Genomic DNA, 19,757 nt, shown 5'->3' with positions numbered 1-19,757 from the left:
GAATTTGCTAATCTCATTGTATGAATAAGTACTATTTTCCGCTAAAATATGATGATTTTCGCCATAATAATAATCTATTCTAGTTTTTGTGCTAAGTCAAGCGTTTTTCTAATAAATGAATGACTTAGAAACACTATTAATACACTGTTAATAAGCTAAAAATCTAATAACTTTAAAACCTAAAGTGAGGTGTTTCAATGAACCTTATTAAATACATTGATAAATTACCTATCCCCCCAACGGTAAAACCCATGGATAAAAAAGGGAACATCAACTATTACGAAATGAAAATGAATCAATTTTACACTAAAATGCACAGTTCTTTACCAAATACACTAGTATGGGGATTTGAAGGGCATTATCCTGGTCCAACAATTGACGTAAAACAATTTGAGAAAATTCAAATAAAGTGGATGAATGAATTACCTCCTAAACACCTTTTTTCAGTAGATAAAACTATTCATGGGGCAGAAGGAGACACACCTGAGGTTAGAACCGTGATTCATGTGCATGGGGGGATCAACAAGGCTGAAAGTGATGGTTATCCCGATGCATGGTTTACAAATGGATTTAAACAAGTCGGGTCTGATTTCACTCAGGAAGTCTATCAATATTCTAATTTACATGAAGCGACTACACTTTGGTATCATGACCATACGATTGGTATTACTAGATTAAACATTTATGCTGGGTTAGCTGGCTTTTATCTTATTCGTGATCAAAATGAGCTTTCCCTATCTCTTCCAAAAGGAAAATATGAAATCCCTCTAATGATTCAGGATCGTACTTTTAATCCAGACGGTTCTTTATATTATCCTGAACAACCACCTGATGCATTTGAACCTACACCTAAATTCTTTGGAGATACAATTGTTGTAAACGGAAAAGTATGGCCTTATTTAGATGTAGAACCCAGAAGATACCGTTTTCGTATTTTAAATGGCTCCAACTCCCGATATTACATATTAAAACTCGATAATGGGCAGCCCTTTATTCAAATTGGAAATGATGGGGGATTTTTAGAAAAACCAGTGATTATGGAAGAAATCCTTTTAGGGCCTGCAGAACGTGCAGATGTCATCATAGATTTTTCAGACAGTCAGGTAAATAAAATCGTTTTGTTAAATTTAGCCCCAGAAGAGTATCCAAGTGAAGGGGAAATTTCAATAGATACTACAGGACAAATTATGCAATTTCGAGTAACATTGCCACTTATGAGTAAAGATGTGAGCAAAGTACCTGCTAGGCTGAGAAATGTTCAATTTCTTAAAGAAGAAGATGCTGTAAAAAACAGAGTTTTAACGTTAGTAAGGTCATTAGATGATATGGGCAGAAGAATTGTACTTATAAATAATCAGCGATGGGACGATCCAATTACTGAAAAACCAAAGTTAGGGGATACAGAAATTTGGACTTTCATCAATTCTTCCGTAAGCATTCATCCGATGCATCTCCATTTAGTTAATGTACAAATATTAGATAGACAGTCATACGATCAAGAACTTTTTTTAAAGACAGGTGAAATCAAAATGACTGGTGAAAAAAGACCTCCGGCACAAAATGAAACTGGGTGGAAAGACACTGTGAATTCATACCCCGGTGAAATTATACGAATCATAACAAAATTTGAACCTTATACAGGGAAGTATGTATTCCATTGTCATATCGTAGAGCATGAAGACTATGAAATGATGAGACCTTACGAAGTAGTTAAACAGAGTAGAAATCTTTATTGGTTAAAATCTATCTATAATAAGTATTTAAATCAAGTCCATTTAAAATTGAGAAAGGGCACTTAATAGTGGTAAAATAAAACCATGTACACATATATGTTTTTTGTGGTGAGGAGAATAAAAATACATTATGAAACGTATAAAAGTGGGAATTATAGGATTAGGAGAAATTGCACAAAAAGTATACCTCCCTCTCCTTGTTCATGATGAAAGAATTACAATTGTAGGGATAATGAGTAGAAATAAAGCAAAAGTAAAACAACTTTGTAATAAATATCGTATTAAAATAGGATATACAAATGTAAATGAGCTTCTTCTTCAAGATCTAGATGCTGTATTTGTTCATAGTACAACAGAAAGTCATTATCAAATCATAAAAAAATGTCTAAACCGAAATTTACATGTCTATGTTGATAAACCCCTTTCTACCCACATCAAAGAAACAATAGAATTAGTTAAACTTGCTGAGAAAAAACAACTTCTACTATGTGTAGGCTTCAATAGAAGGTTTGCCCCAAAATATATCGAAGCAAAAAAGTGGATAGATGAAGTGGGTGGATTCGATACTTGCATTGCACAAAAACACCGTACTCAATTGCAAAACTTTAACGCTAGGCATACAATATATGATGACCTCATTCACATTGTAGATTTGTTATTATGGTTAGGATCAGGTATAAAAGAAGTATCCTCATATACTCGCAATGTAAATAAAAAAGATCAACTCTTAAATGCATCTGGACATTTAATATTCGGGGCATCCTCTGGCTTCTTCTCTATGAATCGCCAATCAGGGGCTGATTTGGAAAGTTTAGAGCTATACGGAGGAAGTAGATCAGTCAAAGTAATCAACATGGAACTAGCTACTTTCCATGATTTAAAATCGGGGGAGCAAGTTAAGCCTTTTGGCAGTTGGGATACAGTTTTCTATAGACGTGGGTTCGCTGGTATCGTAAATCATTTTTTAGAAACCTTACATAACCCTGAATCCTGTACTGTACGAGCTGAACGAGTTTTAGAAACACATTTATTAATGGAGCAATTCTCAAAGTAACTATCCACAAAAATTTTGAAACAATATTTCATAAAAAATAAGGTAAGGAGGAGTTTATTATGTCTGATAATAAAAATGTAGAGAATAGAGTACCGCCTGGACAAACTGTAACTGAAGGGTTTCCAGTTCTGCATCATGGAACCGTACCCTATTATAATGATATGAGTAAATGGGACTTGAAAATAACTGGAGAGGTTGAGCAAGAAATTACACTATCTTATATGGAAGTCATGAACTTGCCACGTAAAGAATATAAAAATGACATTCATTGTGTCACAACTTGGTCCAAACTAGATAACGTCTGGGAAGGTATCCCAGTAAGTGAAATTATGAATTTAATCAAACTCAAAGATTCTGCTAAATTTGTTATGTTACATGGTGAACATGGATGGAATACGAACTTACCCATTGAAGACTTTTTATCTGAAACTTCATTTTTAGGTCTAATTCACAACGGGGAACGTTTAACTCCTGAACATGGATATCCCCTACGTATGGTTGTCCCTCATTTATATTTTTGGAAAAGTGCTAAATGGCTGCGCGCTATTGAATTTATGGAAAAAGATAAACCAGGATTTTGGGAAAGAAACGGATATCACATGTATGGTGATCCTTTTAAAGAGCAGCGCTACGATTTTGATTAATTTTACAGGTTAATATAGTAAGAAAGCAGTCTACATTGAAGAAGTAATCCACTATCTAACTTGTCTTGTTAGAGTGGATTACTTTTTTATCTATTGAAGTCTAAAAGAAATAAGGAAATCAGCTGTAATAGTGAGGTTTACATAAAGGTATTAAATGAGCGCAATTACCTCCTATTACTAAGAGGTGATGTCAATTACATTTTTAATATTATGTATTTAATGATAAGGCAATTTATATTCCATTAAAATGTCACTTATCTCAAAACTGTTAGAGCCTTTTAAGATTAAATTTCAATGGAGATAGATTCCCCATTGAAATTACTTATAGTATATTAACATCTAGAAACAGCTGCAATTAAAATAATAACTAAAAGAATGAATAGTACTAGAACAATAGCAGCTCCACTAGAACCGTTTCCTCCGTAACAACTCATTATATCCCCTCCTTTTTATTTGGAATAGTATATAATATGTAATTAATATTTGTCTGGTATAGACACATTACATGCTTATTAAAAAATGTGCATTTCCCTAAACTATTACAGGTATATGATATTTTCATATCAAGTTTCTGCACATCATATAAACATTACCGTTTATGTCCATTTGTTTTATGGAATACCATTTTCTAATACTTTGGTTTACTTCAATTAATAAAAATGCAGGTGCAGAAATTGTGAGTTCTAAAGGATTTGAAGATCCTTTTTTAAATTATTTAGATGTGGCCATAATTTCTTTTGCCTATCTTCAGGATCATTCATTTGCTTATTTTTAGTAGTCTGCAAATGACCAATGTTTTCTTTCACAACTATAGAATCATAGGTATTTACTTGATCACTATTAGATGATTGAACCTCTCTAATACTCAAAACTTCTCTTGCATTCAAGAAATTATTTTCTCCTGAGTTATTGTTAGTTGGTTTTGTTTCATCAAATAATAAGAAACTTCCACGTATTTTTATCTCCTTTCCATTTTTAAATGTGACTAGATATTCGTTCATTCATTATTCCTCCTCTTTTCTTGTACTATCTCAATATTGATATATTTCTTTGTGATTTATGTATTAGACTTTAGTCATAAATCTGAATTTTGTATTTTCTTATTTATCAATTCTATTTCATAATAAAAAGCACCCAATTGAAGATAAGGTGCTAAGTTGTTTGGAAGACTTTCTTTTACGTTAGAAAAACTCGCCATATGGCGAGCCTCAGATCGTTTTTGTAACCCCCTCTTCCTCGTTATTCCACAAGGATTAGGTGGCTTCTGATAAGCGAAGTAATATCACTTCATATTTTTTATAATTGTTTCTAAAAGCTGCTCACAGCTGGATTCAATCAACTCATATACTTCATTAAAATTACCTGTAAAATAAGGATCAGGAACGTTCGTTATCTCACTTGAAGGTAAAAAATCTAACATTTTGTAAATTTGAATTTGTTTATTTTTTGAAAGTGTTTTTAAATCCTTCAAGTTTTTTTCATCCATTGCAATGATGTAATCAAAATCATCCATATCTTCAACTACAACTTGTCTTGCTTTTAAACCGATATAATCCACTTCATATTCATCTAAAATATTCCTAGTTCCTTCGTGTGGTGGATTCCCAATATGCCAATCCCCAGTACCAGCAGAATCAACTTGTATTATGTTTTGTAATCCTCTCTTTTTTACTTTATGTTTAAATACAGCCTCTGCCATTGGAGAACGACAAATATTCCCTAAACAAACAAATAAAACTCGAATCACTGTTCTATCACCTATGCTTTCATAATATCATTCGCCCAATTATAACTTGTATAAAAACAGATCTCAATAAAAAATGGACAAATAACTAGGGGCATTCGTTTGATTTTTATGTAAATTGATGAATTCGTCCAGTCAAATAACATGAAACTTCATACTATGTATTATAAAAAAAATGTTTAATTCAACAATGATCTACTATTAGGCTACCCAGTCACTCATAAATGAGATATTTAGTCATAAAGTCAAAGGAAAAAGTTAAAATTATTAAATCACGGAATAGATGGGCATATCCATTCCGTGTAAAAACATACTTTTTATAGATTAATTCAACACAGAAGGCCTCTACTGAGAATAATAACAAGGAGGATAAACAATACAAGGACAACAGCAGCCCAATTCCATCCTCCTCTTGGACGGTGACATTCTGCTACTGGCGCTATGTTCTCATTTGCAACATGAGCTGGTGCCAAATTCACATGCTCAGCTGGCATTTCATAAGCTGGTTGATTCACATCATAAGCCGGCATTACATTTGATGCTGGCAATACATTTGCTGGAGCATAGGGATTAACATTGTTCATAGTTCTTCTTCCTCTCTATGGTTTATTTGAAGTGTATTCCTTACTAGTTTATTGCGGATAGACGTTTGTGGACTGGGTATTTAACCATTCTTTTTATTTTTGTGCTCTTGCGGAGTTCGTACTTCGTTTCAAACAAACCATCTAGTTACTTAAAAGGGAATTTTCATTACATATATTGTGGAGTGTACATCAAAGTATACCCATACAGTCTTTTGTAATCTGGTCTTGTTGCTTGTTCCAATAAAAAAGCAGATCTCATACTCCCTGGATAACGGAATGAATTCAACTCCTCAATCATACCTTCCTTTGGTTTAATCCCAACACCATGGCCAAAATAAAGTCCATTCCCCATATAAACAACATTTTCGCCCTGCCATTGAGGTGTACTAGGATCTACATCTGGATTGTCGAAATATAAAATATCACCCGGGAAATAGTCGTATCTTCGGGTAGTATTTAGACTTAAATCTTTATCGTATTGCCATGCCCATAGATACAAATTTCGAAACAAATAATTAAATCTCTCTACTCCTATAGACTGCATTACTGCTTTGTATAACACAATAACCATCCCAGTAGCACACTCAAACCCATACTCAGAGCCATTAACAAATATGTCGTTAATTGCATCTGAAGGTTTTATTCCTGGTAGTAACCTTAAAGCACCATTGCTCTCTGTAAGCCAATATCTTGGATTTCCTCTTGAATATCTGAAAGTAGCAAACGAAGCATCGCTGTTATTCAACAACTTTGCAGCTTCGATGATATTCTCTCTCATCTGAAGTTCAAAATTTAATTCTTTCGCAGAAGAATATGAATAAACAGCTTGACTATTGATCATTTGTCGCAAAATATCCCTTTGAAACACAGATAACATCATTTGTGATTCAAGCTGCTGGAATGTTACATATCGATTGTTGATTCTTATCATACTCGTACCGACTCCCCTCTATACAATTGCCTATACTCCAGCTTATGAAATTATATAGAGGAAGTTCCTAAAGATAACTCGCTGATTGGTAAGCTTTTTAAGAAAACTTGCTAATTGACGAGACAATAAGGCGAAGGCAGAAGATAATAAAAAACCGTCCATTTGTGAACGGTTTTTTGCATATAATTGTAATCCATTAAGATTTATATCAATTTTCACCTTAGAAATTTGTAGTCTTAACAGGTGAATCTGAAGTAAGATTCTGTACATTATATAAACGCGCATAACCTCCGCCAGTATTCATTAACTGTTGATGAGTTCCCATTTCTTTAATTTGCCCATCTTCCATATACACAATTTTATCAGCATGTGTGATTGTGGAAAGACGATGAGCGACAATAAGTGTTGTTCGATCTTTTGCTAAACGGTCTAACGATTTTTGAATCAAGGCTTCTGATTCTAAATCAAGAGCTGAGGTTGCTTCATCCAAAATTAATATTTGAGGATCTTTAAGGAACACTCTTGATATGGCAACACGTTGTTTTTGTCCTCCAGATAATTTTACTCCACGTTCTCCTATTTCAGTATCATAACCTTTGGGAAGCTCCATAATAAAATCATTTGCATTTGCAGCCTTAGCAGCCTGAATTATCTCTTCTTCTGTAGCATCAGGTTTACCGAACAAGATGTTTTCACGAATAGACCCGCTAAATAAAATGTTATCTTGCAGCACCATTCCAATATTTTCACGCAAGCTTTTTGTTTGTATATTCGTAATATCTTGACCATCTATACGAATAACTCCTTGATTGATATCAAAAAATCGAGGAATTAATCCTACAAGTGAAGACTTACCTCCTCCACTCATCCCTACTAAAGCGACTGTTTCTCCTGATCGTATAGAAAATTGAATATCCTTTAAAACAGGTTCCCCGTCTTTTAGATAGCTAAAAGTAACATGGTCAAATTGGATATCTCCTTTTACATTTTTAATAGGATATGCATGAGGTGAATCTACAATATCGTATGGCTCTTCCATGAACTCCACCATTCTTTCTAAAGATGCTGCAGCCTGAGTTAAAACAGTAGAGGAGTTTACCAAACGACGTAATGGACTGTACAATCGATCCAAATAACCAAAAAAAGCAACAAACGCTCCTAAAGTCAAATTTCCTTGAATTACTTGATAACCACCATAACCGATGACAAGAAGTGGTGCAATATCAGTAAGTGTATTAATAATTGAATGAGTTAGTGCATTCCATCGGGTTTGTTTCAAAGCTTTATCTAAATAGATGCTATTTCTTTTTCCAAATCTATCTCGTTCAACTTTTTCCAATGTAAAGCTTCTAATTACAGGTATCCCTTGAATTCTTTCATGTAAATAAGCCTGAATTTCCGCTAAAGCTTGTGAACGATCCTTTGTTAATTGTTTCAAACGTTTATACAATATTTTTACTGCTATCGCATACAGAGGGAAGATGGATATCGCAATTAAAGCGAGTATAGGATTTAAGTAAAACATAAACCCTAGAGCAATCGTGAGGGTAAATAAATCTAACCAAATATTCATCAAACCGACTTCTACGATACTCTTCGTTTGCTCTACATCGTTAATAAATCGAGAGATGATTTCTCCAACCTTTCGGTTTTGATAAAAACGAATGGATAATTTCTGAATATGATCAAATAAACGATTACGGATATCAAACAGTATACGGCTAGTAGCAAGCTGTGCAAAGTATTGCCTTAAGTATTCAATAGGCCATCTCACAATTATAAATAAAATGAGAGCACCTATAAGTAAATAAACAAGCTTCGAAACCTTCTCATTTACAGCCATTTCATCATTAGTAAGTAAACCATCTATTACATACTGCATCATTAAAGGTAGTGTTAAAGGAATGCCAAATTTGATCACTCCTATAATAATGGTAATAAAGATTAATTTCCAATAGGGCTTTACAAATTGAAAATACGTTTTAAATGGACTCATCATTGTTTGCCCCTTCTACATAGATTTTTTTCTGGAAGATAAAAATGAAAGCATTAATAATGCAATGGACAATAATACAACCGTACCTCCTGGAGCGAAATTCCAAATTCCTGCAATGACTAAACCACCCATTACTGCAACCTCTGAGAATACAATCGCCATCCAAACCGTATGTCTAAAGCTTTTTCCAATAACTAAACTACAGGCAACTGGAATTGTGATTAGAGCCGATACTAATAGAGCTCCAACTATCTTTATGATGACGCTGATCACAAGTGCTGTTAAAGTCGTAATTAAAATATTATAAAGTCGCGTAGGAAGTCCACTTACTCTGGCCGCGTCTTCGTCTAGTGTAATTAAAAATAATTCCTTATACGAAATTGCAACAAATGCAATCACTAACAACGTTACGGCAAAAACAATCCAAATATCGGCTGTGTCCAGTGCAACGATACTCCCAAACAAATAATCTTGTACATTGATATTGAATCCCTTACCTGATGTAAATAAAACAGAAGCAAAAGCTATACCACCAGACATTATAATAGCAATGGATAATTCTGCGTAGCTTGGATAGGCTTTTCTTAATTTCTCTATAGCAAAAGATGCAATCAGAGCGAAGGCAATACCAAGTGTAAGAGGATAAACCTCAATGATAAAACCTAGAGCTACTCCAGCAATAGAAACATGAGATAAAGCATCGCCAATCATGGATAATCTTCTTAATACGATAAAAACACCAATTAATGGTGCGACAATTCCGATCAAAAAACCAACAAACAGTGTTTTTTGAAAAAATGGAAATAAAAATATATCTAAATCCAAAATTCAATCCTCCGAAATCAAATTATATTTTTAAAGCTTCACTTTTTAAAAATCCTTTCAATGAATGGGTTAAATCTGATTCTACACAATCTTCCAAATCGTGTGAATGCTTTACATAAAACTTTAACTTCCCAGCAGTATGTATCGCTTCATTCCCCAAATAAGAATGCATCATATCAACATCATGAGAAACCATTAAAAAAGTAATATTATGCTGCTTATGCATATGTTGAATCATATGAAAAAAACTTTCCTGTGTTTCGGCATCAATGCCAACCATCGGTTCATCTAAAATGAGCAAATCTGGATTATTAATTAGAGCTCTTGCCAAAAAAGCCCGTTGTTGTTGACCCCCAGATAAGTTTCCAATTCGACGATGAGCTAACCTTTCAATACCTAGTGCTTGAAGTGAATCATCACATTTCTGTAATTCTTTTTTTGTTAGACGTTTAAACATTTTTTTCTTGCCGTATAAACCAGAAAGCACAATTTCCTTTACTGTAGCAGGAAAAAATGGGTTCATCGCATTTTTTTGAGGGACATAACCAATTCGTTCCCAATCTTTAAACTCTGATATCGGCTGTCCAAACAATCTTATATTACCACTTACTGGTTTTATTAAGCCTGCGATCATTTTTAGTAAAGTTGATTTGCCCGCTCCATTAGAGCCAATTAAACCAACAAAATCTCTCTCTAATATTTTAAAATTCAAATTTTGAATCACTGGTGTTTTATTTTCATAATAAAACGATACATTTTCTATTGAAATGATACACTCGTGACACAGTTCAAGAGGCATATTATGATTTGATTCATTCATGTTCATTCTCCTAACTTCATCTTATAACTTACCTTCTCCTTGCATAAGATTTATAATCAATATCTCTGCAATCACACCATTCTTTAGTTCCCCCGATAAGAACCAAGGGAGCATTCATTAGCTTTTCAACACGTGGTTTTCCAAGCATCGTCATGATCAATTTGATTTGTTCATGCCAATTTTGAATCCTATGTATCGTTTTCTCAACGCCCTGTTCTTTTAAAAGAGACAACACAGGGGATGCCAATCCAATCGCCTTAGCACCTAGAGCAAAGCTCTTCACCATATCAAGTGGATTTCGAATGCCTCCAGAGGATATAAAATCAATCTCGATTTGATAATCAGCAGACTCAATTAAAGAAACAACGGTGGATTGCCCCCATCCATCTATAAAATCAAAATCTTTGGCTTCTCTGCGCTGATTTTCTATCCAGACAAAATTCGTACCACCCTTGCCCCCAACATCAATAATGTCAATTCCAATCCTCTTCAAAGTTTCATATGTCTCTTGACACATTCCAAATCCAACTTCTTTTGCAATCACAGGAACAGGTGCTTTTTCTTTAATATGATGTATTTTTTCAATCATACCTTTAAAAAGTCGATCTCCCTCTGGCATAACTAACTCTTGGGGGATATTTAAGTGTAGTTGAAGCATATTCGCTTGCAGCATTTCAATTGCTTCCATCGCTTCTTCTACCGTACTATCTGCACTCACATTTGCTAAAATCATCCCTTTAGGATTTACTTTACGTACCACTTCATAAGTGCGAACTAGTTTATGATTTCGTAAGGCTGCTTTTTGTGAACCTACAGCTAATGCAATCCCCGTTTCCTTAGCGATAACAGCTAAATCATGATTTATTTTTTCAGTGGAAAAAGCACCTCCTGTCATCGCATTGATAATTAAAGGAGACCTTAAATTTATTCCTCCTAAATTCACATTTAAGTCGCACTCTTCAACATCCATTTCAGGTAAGGAATGATGAATAAAATGCAGCTCATCAAATGATGAATGATGTTCACTTTTATTTGATTGTAGGGCTAAGTTTAAATGATCTAGTTTTCTTTGTTCCCTCATACCACTAATCCTCTATGTGTTTTATTTATTTATTTATAATATAAACCATTCTTTCATATTAAAATCGCCATGCTATATTATACCTTATAAAAAAAGCTTTTGAACATTTTATTAATTTACGATTCAGAGGTATAAGTTCCAAATGTTAAATCGTAATTATTACTATTTATATTTAGAATTATACATGAAGTTCTTTTAATGTGTCTATCTTTAAATCCATCCAGTGCATTATCTAAATTTTTTATCCCCTTAATTTAACAATCGAATATGGTTTTTTCATATTATCTTACTAGCGACTTTTAATTAATGATATACAAATATCGTAAAACTCATCGGGCTCTTCAAAATTAGGAGAATGGGCAGATTTCTCAAACCAAACCAACTCTTTTTTTGGAGATAGCAACGTGTGAAAATACTCTTCAACTAATTCATGGGGAGTTTGATAGTCATAACGACCCACGCACAAATATACAGGAACTTCAAATTTATTCACATCTTTTAATAAATCAACTTCCATTAAATCTTCCCATAAATGATTTAATGAGAAAAGTATGCCATTCTTGATCGTCCTAATCCAATCTAAAAATGTATATTCTTTAAATGCAAGGTACTTTATCAAAAGTTTGAGAAAAGTACTGCCATGAACTGATCCCCCAAATTTTTCTAACCACTTTCTTTGTATGCGTAAACCATTCATACTTTTATATGGTGGAGGACCTATTTTTATTAATTGTCTAATCGCCTTTTTATGATTTGTTTCTTTTGCTTTATCAAGCGCAAAAGAATAAGAAATACTCTCTCCTCTTTTCATGTTCACTACTTGCCCCACTCCTATATATGCATGTATTAATTCAGGATATTTATAAGCCGTTATTGAGCCAAGAGAACTTCCCCAAGAATGTCCAACTAAATATAATTTTTCCTGATTGAAGCGTTTTAAAAGAGTATTTATTAGTTCATAAATATCAGAAATGAATTGATTAATATTCATTGATTCTACAGCAATATTTGAAGAGTAAGATTTACCCGCTCCCCTTTGGTCCCAATTGATTACTACAAAGTTTTCTTCTAATTTCTTTTGTGATTTTGGTGCAAAACCTATTTGAGCTGAACCAGGACCGCCATGTAAGAAAAGTAGTAAGGGAGAATTTTTATGTTTTCCTCTCATGAGAACGTATTGATTTATTCCTCCAATCGTCATCACCTCTAAGGAAGCAATACTATCTTTTATTACTCTTCCCTTTGAATCTCTAAAACTAGGTGTTCTACTTTTAAACATTTATATCACCCTTATTGAATAAAGTATTCAGCAAATGCATCCAAAAGATTGTTAAAGGAAAATTTCACTTATAAATTACGAGTATAATTTCTTTTTAGTAAAAATGATTACCAATTGCTAGTAAATAAATATGACTAAACGATTAACAAGAATACTTAATCATAGAATTCGTATGTTAAAATAAAATAAATACCATGTTATACGGTTAGGAGAATGACGGATGAGATTTATAACAGCAGAAAAAGACAATAGAACATTTATTGGAATCACAGATGAACAGTTTTGTTACGTGCTCGACCTCACTCTAGCAGATAAAACCAAACATCAAACAGTTCAGTTACCTGCTACAATGACCGGATGTATTGAATCAGGGGAGCAATTCCTAAGTTTAGCTAATTCACTGAAACAATGGATCATAGACAGTCCAGATCAAAATAAGTTCAAATATCAATTAAATGATATCAAACTGCTTGCCCCCATCCCTAGACCAACAAAAAATGTATTTTGTATTGGAAAAAACTATAAAGATCATGTGCTTGAGATGGGTAGTGAAGCTGATCTTCCATCAGACCCGATTGTATTTACAAAACCTCCAACAGCTGTAATTGGAAATGAGGATATTATATTAAACCACAAACAAGTGACAGATGAATTAGATTATGAAGGTGAGCTTGCTGTTATCATTGGTAAAAAGGGTAAAAACATCTCTAAAGAGCAGGCTCTAGATTATGTATTTGGATATACGATCATAAATGATATTACAGCTAGGGACTTGCAAAAAAAACATAAGCAATTTTTCATAGGGAAAAGTTTAGATACTTCCTGTCCAATGGGACCAGTTATCGTTCATAGGACAGAAATTAATAACCCAAACAACTTAAATTTACAAACGAAAGTAAATGGTGAAATAAGACAAGAAGCTAATACGGAATTATTTATTTTTGATGTAGAAACCATCATCTCTATCATATCAAAAGGTCATACATTAGAACCTGGTGATATCATTGCAACGGGAACTCCCGCTGGTGTTGGAAAAGGATTTAACCCTCCCCGGTTACTGCAGCCAGGGGATCATATAGAAATATCGGTTGAAGGCATAGGGGTTTTAAGGAACACAGTGGAACATTAAAAGATCTTAAGGAGAGTGTGAGTTCTTTGAAAAAGGTTATCCATTTTCGTTTTTTATCAAGCAAAATGGGTAACCTTTTTTTGCTATATTTAACTTCTTTCATTATCTGGATAAATATCATTCATAAATTATTCCATTACTTTATACATTTTGTTTATGAATAATTTGTTCAATTTTTTGTATAATATTAGTATCATCGTACTGCTCATTATGTTTAAATAATTGAAATTTTTTTAACCGGTATAAATCAAAAATAGCTTGCTTCATTGTAATGTCATGTTTGATTAAAAGGTTCGGGTCCAACAACTTTCTAATCATCAATTCATCTTCAATAAGAATCAGCTTTGAATTGATGTCATTAAAAACTCCATCAGAGATGCCCTGTTCATAAAATTTCAACAAATTTTGATTGCGTTTTTGTTTGGCATATTTAATTTTTTCGTACAATTCCGTATACATATTTTGCAAATCCAGCAAAAATATATCTGAAATATAAATCTCAATTAATAATGTTTGCTCAAAAGCAACCTCAAATCGCTCTAGATAGGAAGATTTTCCATTAATCAATTCAATATCATATTTAGATATATACTTCACGTACATATTTATCATTAATTCCACCATTTCATCTTTAGATGAGAAGTATTTATACATCGTAGCTTTACTGATGTCCATATATTTTGCTATTTCATCTATTCTCAATGACTTAAGGCCAAGTTTTTTTGCGTATGGAATCAATTTTGTTATATATTTCAATTTGTTGTCCATATTTTGTTCTTCCATATTATTTTTCATAAGCAATCAACTCCTAGTTCTCATCCCTATATTATACCCCATAAAAGCAATTTTTGAACACTTTATACAAAATAAACAATTTTAATATTTTTTGTATACTTAGTATTTAATTTGTGATATACTCGATATTGATAAAGTACAAGAAAGAAGGAATCTAATTATGGATAAAATTAAACTAGGTTCACAAGGATTAGAGGTTTCTAAGTTAGGACTAGGGTGTATGGGCATGTCTGAATTTTACGGTGAAACTAATGAATCAGAATCACTTCAAACTTTAAAACGAGCGTTAGAGCTGGGAATTACTTTTTTTGATACATCAGACGTATATGGATATGATCAAAATGGAAAAGGTACAAATGAAACGCTAGTTGGGAAAGGTTTAAGAGAACATCGAAACCAAGTACAGATTGCAACAAAATTTGGCGTTGTAAGAAACGATTCTCAAATACTTGGTTATAAAGCTAGTCCAGATTATGTAGTGGAATCCTGCGAAAGTAGTTTAAAACGCCTAGGCACAGATTATATCGATTTATACTACTTACATCGGGCTGACCCAAATGTACCCATTGAAGAAACCGTTGGTGCCATGGCAAAACTTGTTGAGGAAGGAAAAGTTCGATATATCGGATTGTGTGAAGTAACGTCTGAACAATTAACAGCAGCCCATGCTGTACATCCTATCACTGCTTTACAAACTGAATATTCCTTATGGTCACGAGATGTAGAAGCTGAAATATTAAAAACCTGTCGTGAATTAAATGTAGGATTTGTACCATACAGCCCATTAGGAAGAGGGTTTTTAACAGGAGAAATTAAAAAGTTGGATGACCTGGCTGAAAATGATTGGAGAAGAGCAAATCCTCGTTTCACAGAAGAAGCCATAAATCACAATTTAAATATCGTTCGTGGTATTGAATCTATGGCAAAAGAAAAAAAATGTACACCCGCACAGCTTGCTCTTGCTTGGGTATTATCTCAAGGGAATGATATTGTTCCCATACCAGGTACAAAGCGAATTAAATATCTAGAACAAAACGTAGGTGCATTAGATATTCATTTATCAAAAGATGACTTAAAAAAGTTAAATGAACTTGCTGATTCAACATTTGGCAGTCGTTATTAATAGCACAAAGCTTACTGAAAACAGGTATCAATTTTGAGTAATATCAATTAAAAAGGTTATCCTTTATCGTTATTATTAACAGAAAGGATAACCTTTATTTACTATTTCATTACACTTTAAACTTCTGAATCATTTCCTGTAAATCATATGCTAAAGTATTTAGTTGATTTGCAGAAGCTGATATTTCTTCAGTAGAAGCATTTTGCTCTTCCGTTAAAGCAGAAATTTGTTGTGATTTAGCAGATGAACTATCAGACACTTCTACAACCTCTTTAGCCAAATCAATCATATCTTTGAATCCTGCATGCATCTGCTGCATCGTTGCTGACACATCTTGAAATTCATGAGATACTTCTTGAATTTTATTCACAATCTCATTAAAGGTTTGCCCGGTTCCCCCAACCAATGAATAACTTTGATCAAAAGAAGCTTTTCCTTCTGCTATTGCTGTCACAGCCTGTCCCGCTTCATCTTGGATTTCTTGAATCAACTTACTAATATCTTCAGACGCTTTTGCTGACTGTTCTGCTAGTTTTCTTACTTCTCCTGCAACGACAGCAAAACCTCTTCCATGTTCGCCTGCACGTGCAGCTTCAATGGAAGCATTTAAGGATAAAAGATTCGTTTGCTGAGAAATATCTGTAATCATCGTAATGATTTTGCCGATCTCCTGTGACTTTTCATCGAAGGATTTCACTATGTTTGAAGTATAAGCTACTTTCTCTTCTAGAGATTTCATTTGCGCCATGCCTGCTTGTACAACCTGATTTCCGTCTACTGCTTTATCATTTGTTGATTTTGTCATTTCAGATATAGATTGGATTGATCCAGTGATTTGACCAATTCCTTCTGAAATATCATTTACAGAATGATAAGTATCCGTAATTTTCATAACCTGTTTTTCTGATCCAAAAGCTACTTCTTGAACCACTTTTGTTATTTCATCAATCGACTGATAATTCTGTTCAGTAATTGCAGATAGTTCATTTGATTGATCAGTTACCTGGTTAGAAACTTGAGAAATTTTATGTATTAGATCCTTCCATTGATTAGCCATCTCATTCATCGCTATCCCGATCGGCTTTAATTCCCCTATTTTTTCCACATTAATCTTAGAAGACAAATCACCTGCGGCCATCTGATTGACTCCATCTATAATATCCTTCATAGGCATTATAAATCTTTTAAAGTTTAGTATAGTTATGGCAGAACCTATGATCACTCCACCGACTGTTATTCCAATCGTATTCAACCAAAATAATTTCCCTTGTAAATCAATTATAATTCCAATAGAAACCCCTAATAATACACCTCCAAAAATGATGAGTATTATTGTCCGGAATAAATAACGATAAAGTGAAACCGTCCCCCTCATTTTATTACCCCTTTACTTTAAAAATATATAAGATTGTTGAACATGTTCATTATACCATTTTATCATGTTTGCAACTGTTAAAAATATACTCATACATTTAAATAAGAGTCACTGCATTCACTTCACTTACGTCAATGCTTCTTCCGGCTTTTTCTTCTTCTCTGCTACTTTCAAACGTTCCTTTCCCATCATCATAACAAAAAAGAAAGCAAGGAGCGGCAAGAAAATCGACCAAAAAAATAAATTAGAAATTGAATCTGCCAAAAAGGTAGTGATTACTTTTAATAAATCCTCAGGGATGAGCTCCCTGTTCTCAGGAGCAAATAAACTAGTTGCATCTCCCGTAAGAGTAGAATCGCTTTGACCAAATGAACCTTCCATCTTACTGCTGAAATATTGTGATTGAATCGCTCCAAAAATTGTGACTCCAATTGCAGCACCTATCGTTCTGAAAAAGGAAAGAAGCGATACCCCAATCCCTTTATATCGACCATCAATATTTTGTAAAGCAGATAAGTTAAGTACTGGAAATGAAGCACCTATACTTAGTCCAACGAAAATCATATACATCGTAATCCGTTTTGAAAGAAAGATTGATCAAAATAGATTAAACACTTTCCTTTATTTAGTAGTGATTTTAGGAGGCTTACATAGGCTTTACTTATTGTCATTGCAATAAAGCTGACTATGAATCAAGTGGAAATTCATAAACGGGAATATATCTTGGCTTACGCCGAGGGTCAACTTGATAAAGTATGATTTTATTACAAATCCAATCCATTGTATTTAATGACGGCATTTGATTTATTTGAAATAGAGAATCACCACTCCATCTTTTTGCTAATGTAATATGTGGTGTGTAAGGACGTTCATCAAGACGGAAACCTACTGTTTTGCATGCTTCCTTCACTTTTTTTTGCATATCGAATAGTTCTTCGCCAGTTAATACATTTACCCAAAGTACACGGGGCGTGTTTGTAAGTCCAAATGTACGAATATCAGATAATTTCAGAGAAAAAGGAGCGTATTTACTTGTTATTTGCTGAATGTGAGAATCCAAGATTTCTAGTTGCTGCACACTTGAAGGCCCTAAAAAACACAGAGTAATATGATAGTCCTCTTGTGAAACCCACTGCTTAAATTGGATCTTTCCTTTTTTTAACGAAGTCGTAAACGCATATAATAATGATTTGATGTCCCGGGATAATGGTATGGCTAAAAAATAATGAGGTAAGTTTTCTTTCATTGTAAAGTTCCTTTCCCAAAGAAATTAAGTTTTATCCATTCAAATTCTTTGTATTTTTAGTTTTTGCTTTCGTCAAATTATTATCCTTTTCATGAACCCCGATATGTTCACAAACTAATACTTAGCCTTTCAATTTTAAAAATGGCACACCTACTTCAAGAAGTGTGCCATTTTGTGGAATATCAAATAGTATTTTGTTTTAAAAAAAGCTGCTCAACACAAGGTACGGGAATTGAACTTAGCAGATTAAGAATATGACCTCTTTAATAACTTTACAACTTTGTTTCTATAAATATTCTAATTTCTTTATAAATTGATTTCCAATCAAACGAAGAATTATTTAAAAGTAATTTATTTATAGTTAATTTGTTGACTATTTCTAGTTCAACCTGTTTTCTTTTCTCTAAATAGTTTATTACTCCTTCTAACCCGTTCAAATTTCTACTTTGACCAAATTTTTGTTTTGTATAATACCATGTAGAATGCTCAAACCATTCAGTAGATCTTTTTGACTTAATATTTTTCACACTTTCTTTGATATTATCTTGGTAATAATATATAATAACTGGGTTAAGTTCCTTGATTATATCGGCTAGTTTAAAAATGAATCTCTTTATTTCTGATACAGGTAGATCGTCACGTGCAAGCAATGTATTAATAGGATTTTGTAAAAATGCACAATCAAAAATAGTAATTTTACTATCGTTCTTGGCATTGTCTGAAAAACTTTTCCAACGATCAAGCAATAACTGACAATATAGTTCATTTGGAAGATTATATACATCATATTGTTCTACTGCTTTTAATAGAGAATTAGGAATAAATTCCTTATATTTCATATAAGCAAATACATATATATTTTTTCCTCTATCAGTTATTGTTTCTATACAGTTTTCATGCTCAGTATATTTACTTAAAATTTCTATATATTGATTTTCAGTCAAACAAGCTATTCCTTCAAAATCTGCTGGGTGATCTGTATCTCCTTCTATGTACAAATCATTGTATAGTTCTTTTTCATTTAAAAGGTTACTAATATACTGTGATGTTGTCGTTTTCCCCGAACCCGGGATACCTTCTAGCATAATTAATTTTGTATTCATAAAATACCCTCCGTAAAGTGCTCTTTTTAATAAGTTCATATTTTCTCACTTTAGAAGATATTTAATACAGTATCTCCTACTTAGTAAAAGATATCTCTATCAATCATCTCTATCCCCCCGTTCATTTCTTATATAAAAACCCACCCAGAATTATTCCTATTTTTTCACACATCAATAGCTTATACCTAGCTGACTAAATAGCTCTTTTGTCATTTGCTTACGCTAGATTGTGGAAGGTCAATCTAATTATAATTATTGTAGCTTTTATCATCTGATATCAACTACTTTTTAGACT

At 33.1% G+C, this 19,757-nt stretch carries 21 protein-coding genes; 5 read left to right on the top strand and 16 right to left on the bottom strand.

What is annotated here, in order from left to right:
* Positions 1-197: 197 nt before the first annotated feature.
* The 3 genes from VQL36_RS03510 (at position 198) to VQL36_RS03500 (ending at position 3,431) form a co-directional block, all read left to right on the top strand.
* Complete coding sequence (locus tag VQL36_RS03510; RefSeq protein ID WP_349247981.1) at positions 198-1,799, top strand: multicopper oxidase family protein; 1,602 nt, start codon at positions 198-200, stop codon at positions 1,797-1,799.
* Between the two features lie 64 nt (positions 1,800-1,863).
* The gene (locus tag VQL36_RS03505; RefSeq protein WP_349247980.1) at positions 1,864-2,787 is read left to right on the top strand and encodes a Gfo/Idh/MocA family oxidoreductase; all 924 of its coding nucleotides are present in this window, start codon (positions 1,864-1,866) and stop codon (positions 2,785-2,787) included.
* Between the two features lie 59 nt (positions 2,788-2,846).
* Positions 2,847-3,431, top strand: coding sequence for a sulfite oxidase-like oxidoreductase (locus VQL36_RS03500; RefSeq protein ID WP_349247979.1), 585 nt, complete (start codon positions 2,847-2,849; stop codon positions 3,429-3,431).
* 332 nt (positions 3,432-3,763) lie between these two features.
* Here VQL36_RS03500 and VQL36_RS03495 read toward each other — a convergent pair whose 3' ends face one another.
* From VQL36_RS03495 to VQL36_RS03445, 11 genes are all read right to left on the bottom strand, one after another.
* Positions 3,764-3,865 (bottom strand): sporulation protein YjcZ, encoded by a 102-nt coding sequence (locus VQL36_RS03495; protein WP_349247978.1) that lies wholly within the window; start codon positions 3,863-3,865, stop codon positions 3,764-3,766.
* A 249-nt stretch (positions 3,866-4,114) separates the two neighbouring features.
* Complete coding sequence (locus tag VQL36_RS03490) at positions 4,115-4,432, bottom strand: hypothetical protein (RefSeq protein ID WP_349247977.1); 318 nt, start codon at positions 4,430-4,432, stop codon at positions 4,115-4,117.
* Between the two features lie 74 nt (positions 4,433-4,506).
* Entirely contained in the window at positions 4,507-4,629 is a 123-nt protein-coding gene (locus VQL36_RS03485; RefSeq protein WP_349247976.1) for a hypothetical protein, read from the bottom strand.
* Positions 4,630-4,713: 84 nt separating this feature from the next.
* Positions 4,714-5,178 carry a low molecular weight protein-tyrosine-phosphatase gene (locus VQL36_RS03480; RefSeq protein ID WP_349247975.1) on the bottom strand — a complete coding sequence of 155 codons (465 nt, stop codon included), beginning with the start codon at positions 5,176-5,178 and terminating at the stop codon, positions 4,714-4,716.
* Between the two features lie 326 nt (positions 5,179-5,504).
* Positions 5,505-5,759 (bottom strand): hypothetical protein, encoded by a 255-nt coding sequence (locus VQL36_RS03475; RefSeq protein ID WP_349247974.1) that lies wholly within the window; start codon positions 5,757-5,759, stop codon positions 5,505-5,507.
* 166 nt (positions 5,760-5,925) lie between these two features.
* Entirely contained in the window at positions 5,926-6,690 is a 765-nt protein-coding gene (locus tag VQL36_RS03470; RefSeq protein ID WP_349247973.1) for a protein-glutamine gamma-glutamyltransferase, read from the bottom strand.
* A gap of 220 nt (positions 6,691-6,910) precedes the next feature.
* The gene (locus VQL36_RS03465; protein WP_349247972.1) at positions 6,911-8,686 is read right to left on the bottom strand and encodes an ABC transporter ATP-binding protein; all 1,776 of its coding nucleotides are present in this window, start codon (positions 8,684-8,686) and stop codon (positions 6,911-6,913) included.
* Between the two features lie 15 nt (positions 8,687-8,701).
* Positions 8,702-9,511 carry a metal ABC transporter permease gene (locus tag VQL36_RS03460; RefSeq protein ID WP_413789468.1) on the bottom strand — a complete coding sequence of 270 codons (810 nt, stop codon included), beginning with the start codon at positions 9,509-9,511 and terminating at the stop codon, positions 8,702-8,704.
* 22 nt (positions 9,512-9,533) lie between these two features.
* A complete protein-coding gene (locus VQL36_RS03455; RefSeq protein ID WP_349247971.1) occupies positions 9,534-10,331 on the bottom strand; it encodes a metal ABC transporter ATP-binding protein in 798 nt (265 codons plus the stop codon).
* Between the two features lie 28 nt (positions 10,332-10,359).
* Positions 10,360-11,412 carry a type 2 isopentenyl-diphosphate Delta-isomerase gene (fni, locus tag VQL36_RS03450; RefSeq protein ID WP_349247970.1) on the bottom strand — a complete coding sequence of 351 codons (1,053 nt, stop codon included), beginning with the start codon at positions 11,410-11,412 and terminating at the stop codon, positions 10,360-10,362.
* Between the two features lie 289 nt (positions 11,413-11,701).
* Positions 11,702-12,691, bottom strand: coding sequence for an alpha/beta hydrolase (locus tag VQL36_RS03445; protein WP_349247969.1), 990 nt, complete (start codon positions 12,689-12,691; stop codon positions 11,702-11,704).
* Positions 12,692-12,911: 220 nt separating this feature from the next.
* Here VQL36_RS03445 and VQL36_RS03440 point away from each other — a divergent pair, with 220 nt between their 5' ends.
* Positions 12,912-13,820 carry a fumarylacetoacetate hydrolase family protein gene (locus VQL36_RS03440; protein ID WP_349247968.1) on the top strand — a complete coding sequence of 303 codons (909 nt, stop codon included), beginning with the start codon at positions 12,912-12,914 and terminating at the stop codon, positions 13,818-13,820.
* A gap of 141 nt (positions 13,821-13,961) precedes the next feature.
* Here VQL36_RS03440 and VQL36_RS03435 read toward each other — a convergent pair whose 3' ends face one another.
* On the bottom strand, positions 13,962-14,615 hold the full coding sequence (locus tag VQL36_RS03435; RefSeq protein ID WP_349247967.1) for a TetR/AcrR family transcriptional regulator: 654 nt from the start codon (positions 14,613-14,615) through the stop codon (positions 13,962-13,964).
* Between the two features lie 160 nt (positions 14,616-14,775).
* On the opposite strand from VQL36_RS03435, the gene VQL36_RS03430 reads away from it, so the two are divergent.
* Positions 14,776-15,738 (top strand): aldo/keto reductase, encoded by a 963-nt coding sequence (locus VQL36_RS03430; protein ID WP_349247966.1) that lies wholly within the window; start codon positions 14,776-14,778, stop codon positions 15,736-15,738.
* Between the two features lie 109 nt (positions 15,739-15,847).
* Here the strand turns inward: VQL36_RS03430 and VQL36_RS03425 are convergent, their stop codons facing one another.
* The 4 genes from VQL36_RS03425 to VQL36_RS03410 form a co-directional block, all read right to left on the bottom strand.
* Positions 15,848-17,113 carry a HAMP domain-containing methyl-accepting chemotaxis protein gene (locus VQL36_RS03425; RefSeq protein WP_349247965.1) on the bottom strand — a complete coding sequence of 422 codons (1,266 nt, stop codon included), beginning with the start codon at positions 17,111-17,113 and terminating at the stop codon, positions 15,848-15,850.
* A 126-nt stretch (positions 17,114-17,239) separates the two neighbouring features.
* On the bottom strand, positions 17,240-17,677 hold the full coding sequence (locus tag VQL36_RS03420) for a hypothetical protein (RefSeq protein WP_349247964.1): 438 nt from the start codon (positions 17,675-17,677) through the stop codon (positions 17,240-17,242).
* A gap of 121 nt (positions 17,678-17,798) precedes the next feature.
* Positions 17,799-18,359, bottom strand: a complete 561-nt coding sequence (gene thpR / locus VQL36_RS03415) for an RNA 2',3'-cyclic phosphodiesterase (protein WP_349247963.1) — start codon at positions 18,357-18,359, stop codon at positions 17,799-17,801.
* 272 nt (positions 18,360-18,631) lie between these two features.
* Positions 18,632-19,462, bottom strand: coding sequence for a hypothetical protein (locus VQL36_RS03410; RefSeq protein WP_349247962.1), 831 nt, complete (start codon positions 19,460-19,462; stop codon positions 18,632-18,634).
* Positions 19,463-19,757 lie beyond the last annotated feature (295 nt).

Origin of the sequence: Chengkuizengella sp. SCS-71B (assembly GCF_040100845.1) — a bacterium.
In the GTDB taxonomy this organism is placed as follows: domain Bacteria; phylum Bacillota; class Bacilli; order Paenibacillales; family KCTC-33759; genus Chengkuizengella.
The sequence above is the reverse complement of the archived record's forward strand: the minus strand, read 5'-3'. Positions and strand labels throughout refer to the sequence as shown.